Raw genomic sequence first — 14,664 nt, 5'->3', positions numbered from 1 at the left:
ACGAGGCCAGAAACGCATTCCCGAAGTCGGGCGCACGCATTGCCGGTCAATTCTTGCTCAAACGCAACGTCTATTCCTCTTCTGCAACTTTTGCCGGTAAAAGTCGAGGTGCGTCCTCTGGCTTTTAATAAGCTAATCTAAATCCTTTTGCCGGTGTTTTTATGTGGCGCCTGCAACTTTGCATGTTTCTTTTTTAGAACTTCTGCTGTTTCTTCTGCAGAGTTTAGCGAAGCGGTAGATATCTAAAATATGAACTAACGGCCTAGTATAAACGGCGGCGAAGGCCGTCGGCCGGGATGCCGTTTATGCAATGTTAGGCGTAGGTTATTTTTCTCTGGTGTACTGCTCTATTTTTCCTTGAGCGTATCTCACTTTTAGCTTTTTCCCATCAAATGATATAATTGCCAGTTCAATTTGCTTCTTCGGTGAGTAGAGGTAATGGTTTGTCGTGAATTTTCTTTCTTTTAGAATTACCTTTTTAGAAGATTCCGCAACTTCCCATTTTCCAGTCTCTACTATCGGCTTCATTGGGTCGGCTCCATAACAGTCGTTCATTACGATGTAGGAGTTATTGCTGCGGAACTCTATTAAGTCGGGGCATTCTGTACAGCAATCCGTTTTGTTGTTTTTATTTACTGCTCCTTCATAAGCCCATTTCCCAACTAACTCTACTTTAGTCGGATTCTTAAAGCTCAAGAGAACAACCAATGGAATTAACAGATAAAACGTCATGTATCGGTTTTTGATTTTTCAAAATTCTACCTGTCTGGAATGCCGTTTCTTAATATTTTAACTTACGCCTAACGGACTCGTGTAAAAGACGTGCTAGGCCGTCGGCCGTAGCATGACTTTTACACAATGTTGGCGGGAGTTGTTTTTCTAACTATGCTTCACTTAATTTAACAAGTTTAGGCGTTGGTGTATCGATGCGCTTATTAACATAAATATGGTCATAAAATGTTTTATATATTATATCCTTATACTGATTTCTAAGACTTATACCTTCTTCTTCACTCAATGGATTCTTTCCTCGGCTTTTGTTAATTGCTACTGTTACATGCATAATAGAATCAACATATCCTTCAATATCAACATCTATTAATTTTCCGTATTTTCTAATTTCATCTCCGCAAAAATACAATAAAGAATCAACAGCACTTTGTGCTCCCCAAGGTTTTCCATCCATCCTTTTTAAAAGAATACTAACTTCACTAAAAAAATTGCTTTTTGTAGTTGATTGAGTTGATTTTATTGTCTGTATTCCATTTGAGATTGTTTCCCTAAAAATACTGCTTTTTACATATCCAGAGGGTGATGTAGCTTTCTCAATCGTAATTTCTATATTTATTCCATTGATTAAATAACTTTTAGAAATCGTAGTTCCTTCACTTCCTTTTAAAAAATCAAATATTCCCATTTTGTTAGAAAGATTAGTCGTTGTTGGATTATAAATAATACAAAATTCTCCTATAAGAAACACTTCCAAGTTTAGAATATATTTCAGGTGTTATCGGGTAGTCCTTTGATGAATATATGTTTTCAGTTTCCATCCCTTCTGGGACTATATAACTCATTTTAATTTGTCCGCCATCATATACCTGCAAACCTAAATCATTAGCACAAAAATCAGTCACTGTTTTGAAAGTATCTGTTGATGTACTAAGATTAGATTTTATTACTATTCCATGTTCATTAACTGGAATAAGGACTAAACATACATAATTAGCATTATTATCGTTGAAGGATTTGAGCCTAGGGAAAGAAGGCCCAAAAACGTTATTTTCCTTGCCTGACAAACTTTTGTTATCTATAGGGTAGATGGTTCTGAATATGCCGCTTGATTTATGAGCATACATTCTGCGAAGGACAACTGTGTTAAATTTACTTTCAATTTCTTGACTTAGTTTTTCTAGTGAATCTAAAATGAGCTTCTTTTCCATTTTTATTAATTTAAAATTTTACAATTACCGCCAACGGCTGGGCTAAACGACGGCTGGGAGACTGAATCGGAGATTCACGTCGACCGAGACGGCGGTTGCAGGCAGCGATGGAACGTCGGCCGGGGGAAACCCAGCTGACGTTTAGCTGTTGTTACCCGCTGTTGTTTTCTTACTTCTGGCATTCTTGCCACTTTACCCTTACTCTGTTATTGCCCTGGTTAAACAAAGTCGCCTCCTATACGCTGGCCATCGGCCGGTGTGAGCCGCTCATATTTTTGGCGAGTTCTCTTTTGCTGCTTTTGCCGGTCAAAGTCGTTGTTGCTTGTTTTTGGCTTGATTTACAAAAAAACGGCTCCAAAACGCTGGCCATCGGCCGGAATGAGCTGCACTTAATAATGAACGCATTTTGCGTCAATTCCTCTTCTGCATCGCAAGCCGATAAAGGCGGGGTACGTCTGCTTTCTTTTGTTGAGGTAATTTAATTCTTTTACTGAGTTAAATTAATAATTTGGCCCCAGAATTCATGTTCAAATTTTGCTTTTGACTTTTTGCGAATCACAGAGTGGCCAGCTACAAGCTATGTTTTCAATTGCGGGTAACGTACTGGTATAAACGCCGCCGCAGGCCGTCGGCCAAGGTGACGTTTATGCGTTGTTGTGCGGAGGTGTTCTTCTAAGTTTCCCCGCGCGTTTTTTATTTCTGTTTTTGACCTGATTTCAGAAAAGGAGGCCGAAAACAGGAAAACGAAGAGTCAGGCACGTCCGTTTTTGGCTTGATTTCCGGAAAACAGGCCGGAAACGCTTCTGCATCGGTCGGTTCTGCAAGCATTCTACGTCAATTCTTTTTGCTCAAACGCAACGTCAAATTCCTCTTCTGAAACATCAGTCGGTCGAAGTCGGGCAGCTCTCCATTTCTTTTGCTAAGCTAATCTAAAAACCTGCTGATTTTCTTTTGCTTCTGCTACTCTTGCTGATAATTTTTTCTGCCGTTCCAGCTGGTAAAAAGTTCTTTCACTTACGCACAACGGTTAGGCTAAGCGGCGGCGATGGCCGTCGGCCGAGATGCCGTTTAGCTCTTGTTAGCTGTGTGTTGTTTCTTGCGCTGACTGCTACTTTTTGCTTTTTTGTTTTTGGCCAACTTCCAGAAAAGTAGCCCGAAATCGCAAAACCGGAGCATAAGACAAATTCTTTATCCGTCCCTTTTTGGCCTGTTTTCCGGAAATCAGGCCGAAAACGCATTTTTAGCCGTCGGCTTGCACGCATTGCTGAGCACGCATTTTGCGTCCGTTCCCACTTTTGCTACTTCTGCTACTTTTTGCGGTAAAAGTCGCGGTACGTCTGCTCTCTTTTGCTGGAGTAATTTAAAACTTTTGCAGTTCTTTTCTGCGATTTCTTGCCAGAATTTGGCTTCAGCGCTTGCTCTTGCTTTTTTTCTTTTCACTGAATGCTGATGCAGGAGCCATGTTTACAATAACAGCTAACGGTTAGTATAAACGGCGGTGGAGGCCATCGGCCGACACTGCCGTTTATACATTGTTATGTGCTAGGTCTTTTTAAACCATTTACTGTGTAAATTGAATAATTTCAGCTTCTTCAGTAATATATCCCTCAAGATTTCCTTTTACAGGATTTTCAGATGTTATAACAATATGTACTACTTTACCAATTAAACCTTGCTGATTATTAATTACATTAGAAATTTCAACATGAATTGGGTCATCATTTAAATATTGAATATTTAAGTTTTGGCTTTGAGCTCTTACTTTGCCTTGAAAATTTTGATATCCTAAGTACTGTGTAACAAAAAGGAATAGGTGTTTCATATAATTATTTTTTTTATTATAGCAAATACCCTGTCGTTTGTTTTAAAACAACAGGGTATTTTTTTCTATTCGAAGTAATCGTTTATTTTCCTGCCTTCTTTATTATACACGAACACATGGTTTCCACTTTTGCTTATTATTTGGTCACCAGAAACATTGACTGGTGTTCCAGTAACATAAAAATCACTCAACTTTCTACCTTCTGCATTATATACATAAACGTGATTTTTGTCTCCTACCGAACCAATAATAAGAGAGGAGAATCCAAACATTCTTCCTGTGCAGTAGAAGTCATTGACTTTTCGCCCATTACCATCGTAAACATATAAATGGCTTTCTTCTGCTTTAACATTTGAAATGTTTTGAGAAAAGCCTTTGATAGTAATAAAACCAAAAATTATAAGCACTATAATTCTTTTCATTTTTAATAACTTTAGTTTAAAGGTTAATTTTTTATCAATTTGTTTAGCCAATTGATAAAGCTTTGATTATTAAAAAATAACTTTTCAAGTAATCTGTTCAGTTTAATATTCTGCCGTCTTTATTCTTTTTAGTTTGTGTTATGCTTTAAAGACAAGGGTTGGCAGCCCTGACCGAAATGTTTCATCTTTAGACTTGCACATAACGGCCTCGTGTAAACGACGGCCAAGGCCGTCGGCCGAAGGCTGACGTTTACACAATGTTGGGTGTAGGTTTTCTTATCTTAGTTACAGTCCCAGATGGTTACAACCTTATCTGATTCAAGGCTTTTGAACACGTAAAAAAGTGCGCCATAATCATTGCTGGCTTCATAATCTTTGATTTCCTTTTCTGGCAAAACGTCTTCCCAAAGGTAATCCAAGTCGGAATCTCGTAAGTCGTAGTAGATAGAATCCATAAAGAAGTCTTTCTCCATTTTTTCTTTTGCTAACTGCTTGTAGAGGGGCTTTGAACCAAATCCTATGAATTGGCAGTAATCGCCGTCCGCGCATGGCCAGAACCAATCCTGCCACGTGACAAGGTGAGGTGTGGTTCTCTCTAGCTCCTCTGTTTTTTCTTGTGCAAGCTGTTCCACTTCCTGGTCTGACAGAGACGGTTGGAGTGCCTTAATTTGTCGCTTTAACTCTTTGATGTCGCCATTGCAGGAGTAGGAATCTGAGCCGAGCAGCTTTCCTGCTTTTAGGCATTCAGGGCAAATCGAGTTAAAATCGGCGCTTCCTCTGAAGGATTCTCCGCTGAAACATATTTTCTCCTGTTTGCAGAAATCGCAGATTGTTTCTTCCTCCTTTAAACTCGTGAACTTGTCTGGTCGGTCAAAATACTTGAAAGTCATCTGCGGTTTATTAATTTAACTTACACCCAACTACCGTATAACCGTACCTATTACGTTTATTACCACTATAGGCGAAGATTGACCGTTTCCGCCTTCGTTGCGTCTGTGGCGGGTATCCAGCATCAAGGTACAGAATACGCGCAACTTCTGCAAGTTCAAGAAAAAACTACTCCTCAGACTAATTTTAAGCACTTTCCCCTTCCAATTCCTATGACTGCGGGGGCAGGAAAATGCAGGGGAGGGGACCGTAGCCGTAAGTTATCCGGATAAATTACGGCTACGGCAGGGGCGGCTGATTCCCGTTTTGGCGCTATTTTTCTGAAAACAGCTCCAAAACGGGTTTTGAACGGGTACTTTCGCTTGTGAGAAGCTAGTAGAAAGAACCGCGTTGAACCACTAGCGCTGAACAAGCAAAAACCAGTATCTTTGCCCTAATGAAAATTGGAATCATCTTCGGTGGGCCATCCCGGGAGCGCGAAATCTCTTTCGCCGGTGGCCGAACCGTCTTCGATAATTTAGATAAATCCCTGTTTGAGGCCGTACCGGTGTTCGCTGACAGCCTGGGGAACTTCATTCTGCTGGACTGGCACTACATCTACAAAGGCACCATCCGGGATTTTTACCCGCCGGTAGAGGTTGTGCCGCCTACAGAGCATGGGCTGCAGATGTACCTGGAGTCGCTGGGGCAGCTGAGCGAGCAGGAGCTGGAGGAAATAGCCGCCAAAGTGGGCCAGCGCATCTTCCCGCACCAGTTCCGGCAGCTCTTCGACTTCGCCTTTTTGACCCTGCACGGCCCGTACGGCGAAGATGGCAGCATCCAGGGCTTGCTGGAATGGTACGGCATTCCGTATTCCGGTTCTGGTATTTTGCCTTCGGCCATAGGCATTGACAAGATAGCGCAGAAGGCCTTGCTCCAGCAGCACGGGTTTGCTACACCGGACTACCGTATTCTGAGCTCGCAGGAGTGGCACCACTCCCAGGACCGCACCGCCTTGCTAGACGGGTTAGTGGCAGACCTGGGGTTGCCGCTGGTGTTGAAAGCGCCGCACCAGGGCTCATCCATTGGCGTGTCCATCATCAAGGAAAAAGACCTCCAGCTGTTTGAGGAGGCGGTGGCGCGCAGCCTGTTCTCCATCACCCTGCAGCGGGACGAGTGGAACAGCAAGAGCCCCGCGCAGCAGCTGAACTTTGTCAAGACGCTCACTGATATCCGGGAGGGCATCGGCTTGCCGGTACAGACCCAGACGGGCGAACTGGTGTATGCCCCTGAAGAACTGCTCACGCTACTTTCGGCCAGTTTTGGCGAAAACGGCCCGGAAACGCTCACCCTCACCAGTGTGGAGAGCGAGACGCAGGTGCTCATAGAGGCCTTTATCAACGGCCGTGAGTTCTCCTGCATTGTGGTGCAGGACCAGCAGGGGCAGCCCATAGCGTTGCCGCCCACCGAAATCAGAAAAGGCGGCGAGGTCTTTGACTACCGCTCCAAATACCTGCCTGGCCTTAGCCGCAAAATCACACCCATTGATTTGCCCACTGAGCAGATCCAGCAGATACGGCAGGAGTGTGAGCGCCTGTACACCAGCCTGGGCTTTAACGTGTACGCCCGCCTGGATGGCTTTATCACCGAGGCCGGCCAGATTTTCCTCAACGACCCCAACACCACCAGCGGCATGCTGCCGTCTTCGTTCTTCTTCCACCAGGCCGCTGAGATTGGCCTGAACCCGTCACAGTTCCTGACCTACATCATCAGAACCTCTATGGCAGAGCGGGTGAAATCTGGCAAGAACACCGCGCACCTGATGTCGCTCCTGAAAAAACTAGATGCGGCCATGGCCGATGAGCGCGCCCACCGCCATGACAAACTGCGGGTAGGGGTGATTATGGGCGGTTACTCCTCTGAGCGTCACATTTCAGTAGAGAGCGGCCGCAACATCTATGAGAAACTGGCGTCGTCTACCAAGTATGAGCCCATCCCTATCTTCCTGACCGGAGATGACCACACGCACCAGCTGTACCAGATTCCTATCAACATCATGCTGAAGGACAACGCTGATGACATCAAGGAGAAGATTGAGGCCTCTGAAGCGGGCATTCCCACCCACCCAGTGCTGGCGCAGATCAAAGAAGAGGCCCAGGGCATCACCAAGCTGTATGCGGGCAATTCCCTGCAGAAGCCGCAACGCCTGCCGTATGAGCAGCTGAGGAGCCTGGTAGACGCCGTGTTCATTGCCTTGCACGGCCGCCCCGGTGAAGACGGGGTGCTGCAGACAGAGCTGGAGAAATTCCATATCCCGTACAACGGCTCCGGTATACAAAGCTCTCAGATCACCATCAATAAGTTTGAGACCAATAAGATCCTGCGGGAAAACGGGGTGCACGTGGCTGAGCACATGCTGGCGTTCAAAAAAGACTGGCAAGAAGACCGTAACGCTTTCTTCCGGCGCATAGAGGCGAATTTCAAGTACCCGTTCATTGCCAAACCGGCAGATGACGGCTGCTCCTCTGCGGTGAAGAAGATCAAGACCCGGGAGGAACTGGAGGCGTTTGCAGAGCTGATCTTCAGAAATTCAGTGGAGATACCAGAGACGCCGGCGCGGGTGCTCAAACTAAGCTTCAAGGAAGAAGTACCGTTGAAGGGGTATTTCCTCATTGAGAACCTTATCTCCAAAGAAGGCGCCAGGCATTTTCTGGAGATTACGGGCGGTTTGCTCACCAGCTACGGGCCAGACGGTAAAACCCACTATGAAATATTTGAGGCCTCTGAGGCGTTGGCCGAAGGGGAGGTGCTGAGCCTGGAGGAGAAGTTCCTGGCAGGGGAGGGGCAGAACATCACCCCGGCCCGCTACGCCCGGGACCCTGAGGAGCGCCAGCGCATCTCAGACCACGTGAAGCAGGATTTGAAACGGGTGGCAGAAATTCTCCGGATAGAAGGCTATGCCCGCATTGACGCTTTTGTGCGCGTGTTTGAAGACGGCAAAGTGGAGACCATCATCATTGAGGTGAACTCGCTGCCCGGCATGACCCCGGCCACCTGTATCTTCCACCAGACCGCCATCAACGGCTACAAACCTTATGATTTCATAGACCGCATTCTGCAATTCGGTATGGAACGCACTAAAAAAGTTATTTCATAATACGTAGATGAGTAAGCTCCTGAAAGCCCAAACCGCGGGTGATTTGTTTAAGCACCTGGCCATCATGCTGGCCATTGTGCTGCTCCTGATGTTCCTGTTCTTTTTTGTGTACCTGCCCAGCACCACTAACCACGGCGAGACCATCACGGTACCCAAGATCACCGGCATGAGCGTAGAAGAACTGGAAGACTTCCTGGGCGACAAAGACCTGAACTTCTACGTGAATGACTCTACCTACCAGCAGGGCATGGCGCCCTTCACGGTCATCACCCAGGATCCCAAGCCGGGGGAGAAGGTGAAGCAGGGCCGCAAGATCTACGTGAGCATCAACATGAAAAACCCGCCGCTGATCAAGATGCCTAAGCTCATTGGCGGCTCGGTGCAGAACGCTGAGATGATTCTGAAGAGCTATGACCTGAATCTTGGCGAAATCAAATATGTGCCAGACCTGGCCCAGAACTCAGTGCTGCGGCAGTACGTGAACGGCCGGGAGATACAGCCGGGAGATCCTGTGGCTAAAGGGTCACGTGTAGATTTAGAGGTGGGAGACGGGCTGGGGAATACGCAGCTGGAGGTTCCTTCGTTAGTAGGAATGCCCATAGATGAGGCTACCATGGTGGTGACCGGTCAGGGCCTTAAAATTGGGGCCGTGATTTACATGGGTGCCCCCAACGGCGAAGCCGATGGAACCGTATTAAAGCAACGACCGGTGGCGGGTGAAGGCGCCATGATCAGGGCGGGAGAACTCATTGACCTTTGGGTGGCCGGTCCGCAACCGGTAGCACCAGTACAATAAACCAAACCTCATGCGCCAACGGCTGACACTCTTTATTATAGCACTTTGCTGGGGATGGTCAGCCCAGGCCCAGGTTTTTTCCCCTCTCACCCAGGACCCTTCCCGGGCCCGGCAGTTGCCACACAAAAGGAAGCCCACGGCAGATCCCCTTCCCCTCGCGGACGGTGATACGCTGGGGCTTCCTTTTTTTGATGACTTTGCGAAGGGGGAAGGCAGCCCTGACCCGGCCCGGTGGCTGGGCCGCGGGGGCGCTTACGTGAGTGACCGGTACGCCAAAAAACCGCCTTCTGTCTTTGCCGCCACCTTTGACGGCTTTGATGCCAATGGCGTCGCCCGGGGCGGGTTGTCGTCAGTGGGGCCTAATGACACGCTCACCAGTAAGCCGTTGCAGTTGGGCCGTTTTCTGCCCCAGGATTCTGTCTACCTCAGCTTTTACTGGCAGGCGGGCGGGCTTTTAGATGCCCCCAATTATTCTGGCGCACCTAACTTTTACCTTCGGCTGGAGTTCAAAGAGGAAAACGGGATCTGGCAGCAGGTGTGGGAGCAGCGCGGCACTGGCCGAAGCACTGATTTTGCGCCGGTGATGCTGGCGCTGAAAGAAGGACGGTATCTGTATGACGGCTTTCAATTCAGGTGGGTGAGCGGCGGCGGCCAGAACGGTTTGCGGGATGTATGGCACGTAGATTATGTGTTTCTGGACAAGAACCGCAGAAAAGGCCAGCTGCAGGTGGCAGATGTAGCCTTCACCTCCCAGCTGCCGTCTTTGCTCAACCGCTACACTGCCATGCCCGTCTGGCATTTCTCAGACAACGCGGGCGGTGAGCTACGGCAGCAGGTGGGGGCCCAGTTTGTGAATTACAGCGGTGTGCCGGCGGCCATCAGCTGGCGGGCCTTTGCCCGGAATCTGACCACAGGGGCTGTAGACACCTTCCTTCGCGGTAGCGCCCCCGTAGCCGGGAACGCACAACAAACCATTGCCGGCGCACCTTCTGCCGCTTTTTTAGGCACCCAGAGCACCCCGTTTTCTGTTCAGACCACGCTCTTCCTCAACACCAAAGAGCCGCTCCTGCACACGCTTTACAATGACACGCTCACCCGGCAAACTGATCTGCATGATTATTTTGCCTATGATGACGGCTCGGCCGAAGGGACGTTAAGCTTCCCCTCTTCCAGCGCAGTGAATGTAGCCTATCAGTTTGACCTGACTAAACCCGACCGGGTGAAACGGGTGCGGCTTTTCTTTACCGGTGCCAATACTCCCGGCACAACCCTTTACCTGCGTATCTGGGGAGACCAAAACGGGAGACCAGCAGACCAGCCTTTGGTAGAGCAGCCGTTTTCAGTTCCCCCGGCAGACCAGTTCAACAACTGGTTAGATATAGAGCTCACGCAACCCATAGCGGTGCAGGGGCGCTTCTACGTGGGCTACCGCCAACCGGCGGGGGCCACCTTCGTCAACATCGGGTTTGATTTAAGTGAAGACGCAGAAGGGAAAATGCTTTTGCTCAGAGGCACCACCACCTCCTGGGAAACCCTGACTGGCCTGGGGGGAGCCTTGATGATCAGGCCGGTCATGGCCGGTACCATAACCTCTGCCGCAGAAGAAATTGCCAGTGCGGCGCCTTTCCTTTTCCCTAACCCTGCCAGTGACTGGCTCAAGGTGGGGCAGAAGGCTGAGCGGCTGGAGGTATATTCCTTAACCGGGCAGCTCGTGCAGGTCTGGCAGCAGGTACGGGCGGGGCAGCAACTTTCTTTGGTACATCTGCCTGCTGGTTTGTACCTTGTCAAGGCAATCAACGGAACCCAAGTAAGAACCTCTAAACTAATTCTACAAAGATGATCACTTCTGATATCACTGCCGCAGAACTGAAGCAGCGCCTGGCCAACCACGAGACCCCGGTTATTCTTGATGTGCGCGAACCATGGGAACATGAGGAGCAAAGCATTCCCGGGAGCATCCTTATTCCCCTTGGCTCGCTGCCGGAGCGCATGTCTGAGCTGGATGACTACAAAGAGCAGGAAGTACTGGTGCACTGCCGGTCAGGCAAACGTTCTGCCACCGCCCAGGCCATTATGCAGCAACAGGGCTTTAAACATGTGCGTAATGTAGAAGGCGGCATGCTGGCGTTTAACGAGGCACAGTAACTTCTGCCTGCTGCTTTCCCTTTGCTGTTTTCCAGAAACAGCCCCGAAACGGGATTTGTGGTAAGAGCTGAACCGCCTGGCCTTCTGAGTTAAAGCGGGAGAAGGGAACAGCAGTAGTCCTGCACAGTTGGGCGCTGTTTACTGTTTTACCATGTGAATGTGGTCAATGCCGTCTTCATCATACACCTCACCCGTCTGCACAAAGCCCAGGCTTTCATAGAACTTTTTAGCGTACAGCTGCGCCCCAATTTTAATCGGCCCCTGGCCGAAGAGCGCATACATCTGGTCAATGGATGCTTGCATGAGTTTCCGGCCCACGCCCGTGCCCCGCACCATCTTACTGGTGACAACCCGGCCTATAGACATCTCTGCGTAGCTCACGCCTGCCGGTACCAGTCTGGAAGATGCCACTAATTCCTCCTGCCCATACAGGAGCAGATGGTAGCAGTGCTGGTCTTTGTTATCCAGATCCAGAAAAATACACTGCTGCTCAACCACAAACACATCACTCCTGAGGCGAAGGTTCTCATATAGTTCATGAGGGGTAAGCGCATCAAACTTCCTGCAGACAATCTTTAATTCCATGGGCGGGTGGTAACGGGGAAAAGACAAACGTAAGAAGGCATTTTGACTTCATGAAGCACGGGTGCCTTTTAACCACTGCACGGCCGCGGCTTCATCTTTGAAATTCCTGAACTCAAAGGCCAAATGGGAATCTCTGACTATGGCGTGTACCCGCTCCTCGCGCGCTTCATCTGTGCTGACAATGCGGGCAAGCTTCTTAAGTTTGGTGGGGAACAGGTTGAGCAAAAAGACGTTACTTACAGCCTGGTGCTGCTCTATGGTTACATGGGTGGTGGCCTGGCTGGGATTCACCAGCAGGTAGGAGATGTTGCGGGTAATGATGGTTTTCACTACCAACCGGAAACCCTCGTTGATATTTTCTAACGTGAGCGTCTGGGAAGGGGGCAGTGCACAAACAGAATATCAGTCAGAGGCTCATATTCAATTTTGAAGTCATTCCCCGTTTGAATTGTTTCTCTGTCTGGCGACTGCATACGTCTGGAGTTTTCATAGAGCCTGCCTAGCATTCTGTTTTGCAGCGCAAATGAAAAATGCACGCTAAGCTTTTTGAGCCTGTATAACTTTTAAAACTGGTAAGCGATAAAGTAAGCGTACTGCGTAGGGGCAAGTTTAAAATATCTTTTTAGTCTTGAAAACGCCAAGAAAGAACCTTCGTTCCCAGTTTTTGGTTCTGTAGCACTGTTACGCGGTTCCAAAACTGCTTCCGGAGAACCTTTCTCTGGCACTTTTCGCCGGTAGATCAAAATGTACTAATGCTCTAAGCAGATTTTCAATTCAGCAGCAGCGCCATTAAACAATTACTGGGTGATTTCAACCTTTTCTTCCAGCCAATAGCAGCAGAAAAGGCTCACTTTTCACATGTTCACTGTAGACAAACCGTTGATCAGGCGGGGGAAATGACAACGGGTAAAGGCGGTTCTCTTGTTAAACATACATTTATATAAGAGAATAAAAAAGGACTTACGTTTTACGTAAGTCCTTGATGCTGAAGTGGGCCCACTTGGAATCGAACCAAGCACCTACTGATTATGAGTCAGTTGCTCTAACCGAATGAGCTATAGGCCCGTCCAAACCGTTCTTTGATTTGGTGGTGCAATTTTACAAATTTGTACCGCAAAACACAAAACAAAACCTTTTAAACTGTGAATTTTTCTTCCATCAAGAATATCATCTTTGACCTGGGCGGCGTGATTATCAACATTGACTATGCCCTGAGCACAGATGCCCTTAAAGCTTACAGCAAAACCGCAGACCAGGTAGATTTCAGCCAGAAGGCTCAGTCTGAGCTGTTTGACCTCTATGAGCGGGGAGATATCACCTGCGCTGAGTTCCGCGATGGCCTCCGGAGGGAATATGACATTGAAGCCACTGACGAACAGATTGATATGGCCTGGAACACCATGCTGCTGGACATTCCGGCTGAGCGCATTGAACTGCTGCGATCCCTTAAGAAACATTACAAGCTATTTCTGCTCAGTAACACCAACGCCATACACATGAAGGCGTTCAACCAAACCGTGCAAGACTGCTTTGGCATGCCCAGCCTAGACAGCCTCTTTGACAAACCCTATTATTCGCACCTGGTGCGCAGGCGCAAGCCCGGGGCAGAGGTGTTTGAGCAAATCCTGGCTGAGAATGGCCTCCAGGCAGAAGAAACCCTCTTCATTGATGACAGCATTCAGCACATAGAGGGGGCAAAGATGGTAGGGTTGCAGACCCTTCACCTGGCACCGCCGCTCACCATCAACCAGGCGTTAAAAGACGCACTTCCCGCCCAGGATGCGTAAGGCCGCCCTGCACGGTGTGCTGTTTCTGCTCACGCTGGTCACCACCACCATGGCGGGGGCCGAGTGGCGGTACGGCAAATCCTTCTCCTACGGCCCTGACGGTTTCTCCTGGATCCCGTTGATCTCCTGGGAGGAAATAGGGGGCGGGCTGGTGTTCTCCCTGGCATTTCTGGGCTTTCTCACGGTGCATGAGTTTGGGCATTATGTCACGGCGCGGTACTACCGGGTACGGGTTACGCTGCCGTACTACATCCCGGTGTGGCTGGGCTTTACCTTCGGGATTGGGACCATGGGCGCCTTTATCAGGATCAGGGAGCGTATCTTCTCCCGAAAGGAATTCTTTGACATTGGCATTGCCGGGCCGCTGGCGGGTTTTGTGGTGGCGGTGGGGCTGCTCTGGTACGGGTTCACCCATTTACCCCCGTTAGAGTACCTGTATGAGATTCACCCGCAGTACCGGTTGTGGGGCGAAAACTACGCTGCCTACGCCTACCGCAGCGCCGAAGACATTTCTCTGGGCAAGAACCTGCTGTTCTGGCTGTTTGAGCAGACCGTGGCTGATCCCACCCTGCTGCCCAACCGCTACGAGGTCATGCACTACCCCGTCTTGTTTGCGGGCTTCCTTGCCTTGTTCTTTACCGCCCTGAACCTGCTCCCAATTGGGCAGTTAGACGGGGGGCACATTCTCTACGGACTGCTGGGCTATGAACGGTTCAACCGCCTGTCGCCGCTGCTCTTCACCCTTTTCATCTTCTATGCCGGTCTGGGGCTGCTGCCCCTTGACGGCAACTGGGCCGCGAACGGGTGGCTGTACGGGGGGTATGTGGTGTACCTGCTGGTGGTCTTCCGGCCGCTGTTCCCAGAGGCGAGGCGCGGTTTTCTGGTAGCGGCCGGGGTGTTGTGTGCCCAGGGGGCCTGCGGCCTGCTCTGGCCCCAGGTGCAGGGGTATAACGGCTGGCTGGTGTTCGGGCTGCTGCTCGCCCGGTTCATGGGAATTTTCCATCCGCCTTGCCCCAATGAGCAGCCCCTGAGCAAAGGCCGCGTGTGGCTGGGCTGCCTGGCCATGGTGGTGTTTGTGCTCTGCTTCAGTCCCGCCCCCTTTCTTATTGATTAGCCCCCCTTCTGTTTTGGGCCTGTTTTCTC

Annotated in this window: 16 protein-coding genes and 1 tRNA gene; 7 read left to right on the top strand and 10 right to left on the bottom strand. The window is 49.2% G+C overall.

Features of this window, described 5'->3' with window-relative positions; genetic code table 11:
* Positions 1–324: 324 nt before the first annotated feature.
* From A8O25_RS16060 to A8O25_RS16050, 3 genes are all read right to left on the bottom strand, one after another.
* Complete coding sequence (locus A8O25_RS16060; protein WP_066836723.1) at positions 325–732, bottom strand: hypothetical protein; 408 nt, start codon at positions 730–732, stop codon at positions 325–327.
* Positions 733–883: 151 nt separating this feature from the next.
* Positions 884–1,417, bottom strand: a complete 534-nt coding sequence (locus A8O25_RS23045) for a hypothetical protein (protein ID WP_153042793.1) — start codon at positions 1,415–1,417, stop codon at positions 884–886.
* A 28-nt stretch (positions 1,418–1,445) separates the two neighbouring features.
* Positions 1,446–1,940 (bottom strand): hypothetical protein, encoded by a 495-nt coding sequence (locus A8O25_RS16050; RefSeq protein WP_066836714.1) that lies wholly within the window; start codon positions 1,938–1,940, stop codon positions 1,446–1,448.
* A 107-nt stretch (positions 1,941–2,047) separates the two neighbouring features.
* On the opposite strand from A8O25_RS16050, the gene A8O25_RS23040 reads away from it, so the two are divergent.
* A complete protein-coding gene (locus A8O25_RS23040) occupies positions 2,048–2,422 on the top strand; it encodes a hypothetical protein (protein WP_153042792.1) in 375 nt (124 codons plus the stop codon).
* A 739-nt stretch (positions 2,423–3,161) separates the two neighbouring features.
* On the opposite strand, the gene A8O25_RS16045 is transcribed toward A8O25_RS23040, so the two are convergent.
* The 4 genes from A8O25_RS16045 to A8O25_RS16030 all read right to left on the bottom strand — a co-directional run bounded on the left by A8O25_RS16045 (position 3,162) and on the right by A8O25_RS16030 (position 5,074).
* Positions 3,162–3,380, bottom strand: a complete 219-nt coding sequence (locus A8O25_RS16045; protein ID WP_066836711.1) for a hypothetical protein — start codon at positions 3,378–3,380, stop codon at positions 3,162–3,164.
* A 121-nt stretch (positions 3,381–3,501) separates the two neighbouring features.
* On the bottom strand, positions 3,502–3,762 hold the full coding sequence (locus tag A8O25_RS16040; protein WP_066836709.1) for a hypothetical protein: 261 nt from the start codon (positions 3,760–3,762) through the stop codon (positions 3,502–3,504).
* A gap of 65 nt (positions 3,763–3,827) precedes the next feature.
* Positions 3,828–4,184 carry a hypothetical protein gene (locus A8O25_RS16035; protein ID WP_153042791.1) on the bottom strand — a complete coding sequence of 119 codons (357 nt, stop codon included), beginning with the start codon at positions 4,182–4,184 and terminating at the stop codon, positions 3,828–3,830.
* 281 nt (positions 4,185–4,465) lie between these two features.
* Positions 4,466–5,074 carry a CbrC family protein gene (locus A8O25_RS16030; RefSeq protein ID WP_066836706.1) on the bottom strand — a complete coding sequence of 203 codons (609 nt, stop codon included), beginning with the start codon at positions 5,072–5,074 and terminating at the stop codon, positions 4,466–4,468.
* 434 nt (positions 5,075–5,508) lie between these two features.
* Here A8O25_RS16030 and A8O25_RS16025 point away from each other — a divergent pair, with 434 nt between their 5' ends.
* From A8O25_RS16025 to A8O25_RS16010, 4 genes are read left to right on the top strand one after another with little or no spacing between them, the layout of a single operon-like run.
* Positions 5,509–8,208: a D-alanine--D-alanine ligase family protein gene (locus tag A8O25_RS16025; RefSeq protein WP_066836704.1), complete on the top strand. Its 2,700-nt coding sequence runs from the start codon at positions 5,509–5,511 to the stop codon at positions 8,206–8,208.
* Positions 8,209–8,215: 7 nt separating this feature from the next.
* The gene (locus A8O25_RS16020; protein ID WP_066836702.1) at positions 8,216–9,004 is read left to right on the top strand and encodes a PASTA domain-containing protein; all 789 of its coding nucleotides are present in this window, start codon (positions 8,216–8,218) and stop codon (positions 9,002–9,004) included.
* A gap of 10 nt (positions 9,005–9,014) precedes the next feature.
* On the top strand, positions 9,015–10,844 hold the full coding sequence (locus A8O25_RS16015) for a T9SS type A sorting domain-containing protein (RefSeq protein ID WP_066836700.1): 1,830 nt from the start codon (positions 9,015–9,017) through the stop codon (positions 10,842–10,844).
* Positions 10,841–11,149, top strand: a complete 309-nt coding sequence (locus A8O25_RS16010; protein ID WP_066836698.1) for a rhodanese-like domain-containing protein — start codon at positions 10,841–10,843, stop codon at positions 11,147–11,149. Before A8O25_RS16015 ends, A8O25_RS16010 begins: the two co-directional genes overlap by 4 nt.
* A gap of 138 nt (positions 11,150–11,287) precedes the next feature.
* Here the strand turns inward: A8O25_RS16010 and A8O25_RS16005 are convergent, their stop codons facing one another.
* From A8O25_RS16005 to A8O25_RS15995, 3 genes are all read right to left on the bottom strand, one after another.
* Entirely contained in the window at positions 11,288–11,734 is a 447-nt protein-coding gene (locus tag A8O25_RS16005; RefSeq protein ID WP_066836725.1) for a GNAT family N-acetyltransferase, read from the bottom strand.
* A 48-nt stretch (positions 11,735–11,782) separates the two neighbouring features.
* Positions 11,783–12,064: a hypothetical protein gene (locus A8O25_RS16000; protein ID WP_153042790.1), complete on the bottom strand. Its 282-nt coding sequence runs from the start codon at positions 12,062–12,064 to the stop codon at positions 11,783–11,785.
* A gap of 661 nt (positions 12,065–12,725) precedes the next feature.
* A tRNA-Ile gene (locus A8O25_RS15995) sits at positions 12,726–12,799 on the bottom strand.
* A 77-nt stretch (positions 12,800–12,876) separates the two neighbouring features.
* Here A8O25_RS15995 and A8O25_RS15990 point away from each other — a divergent pair.
* Together A8O25_RS15990 and A8O25_RS15985 are read left to right on the top strand one after the other, a co-directional pair.
* Positions 12,877–13,521, top strand: coding sequence for an HAD family hydrolase (locus A8O25_RS15990; protein WP_066836694.1), 645 nt, complete (start codon positions 12,877–12,879; stop codon positions 13,519–13,521).
* Entirely contained in the window at positions 13,514–14,635 is a 1,122-nt protein-coding gene (locus tag A8O25_RS15985; RefSeq protein ID WP_066836692.1) for a site-2 protease family protein, read from the top strand. The genes A8O25_RS15990 and A8O25_RS15985 overlap by 8 nt, the downstream gene beginning before the upstream one ends.
* Positions 14,636–14,664: the final 29 nt, after the last annotated feature.

This window comes from Rufibacter ruber (assembly GCF_001647275.1).
GTDB lineage: Bacteria > Bacteroidota > Bacteroidia > Cytophagales > Hymenobacteraceae > Nibribacter > Nibribacter ruber_C.
The sequence above is the reverse complement of the archived record's forward strand: the minus strand, read 5'-3'. Positions and strand labels throughout refer to the sequence as shown.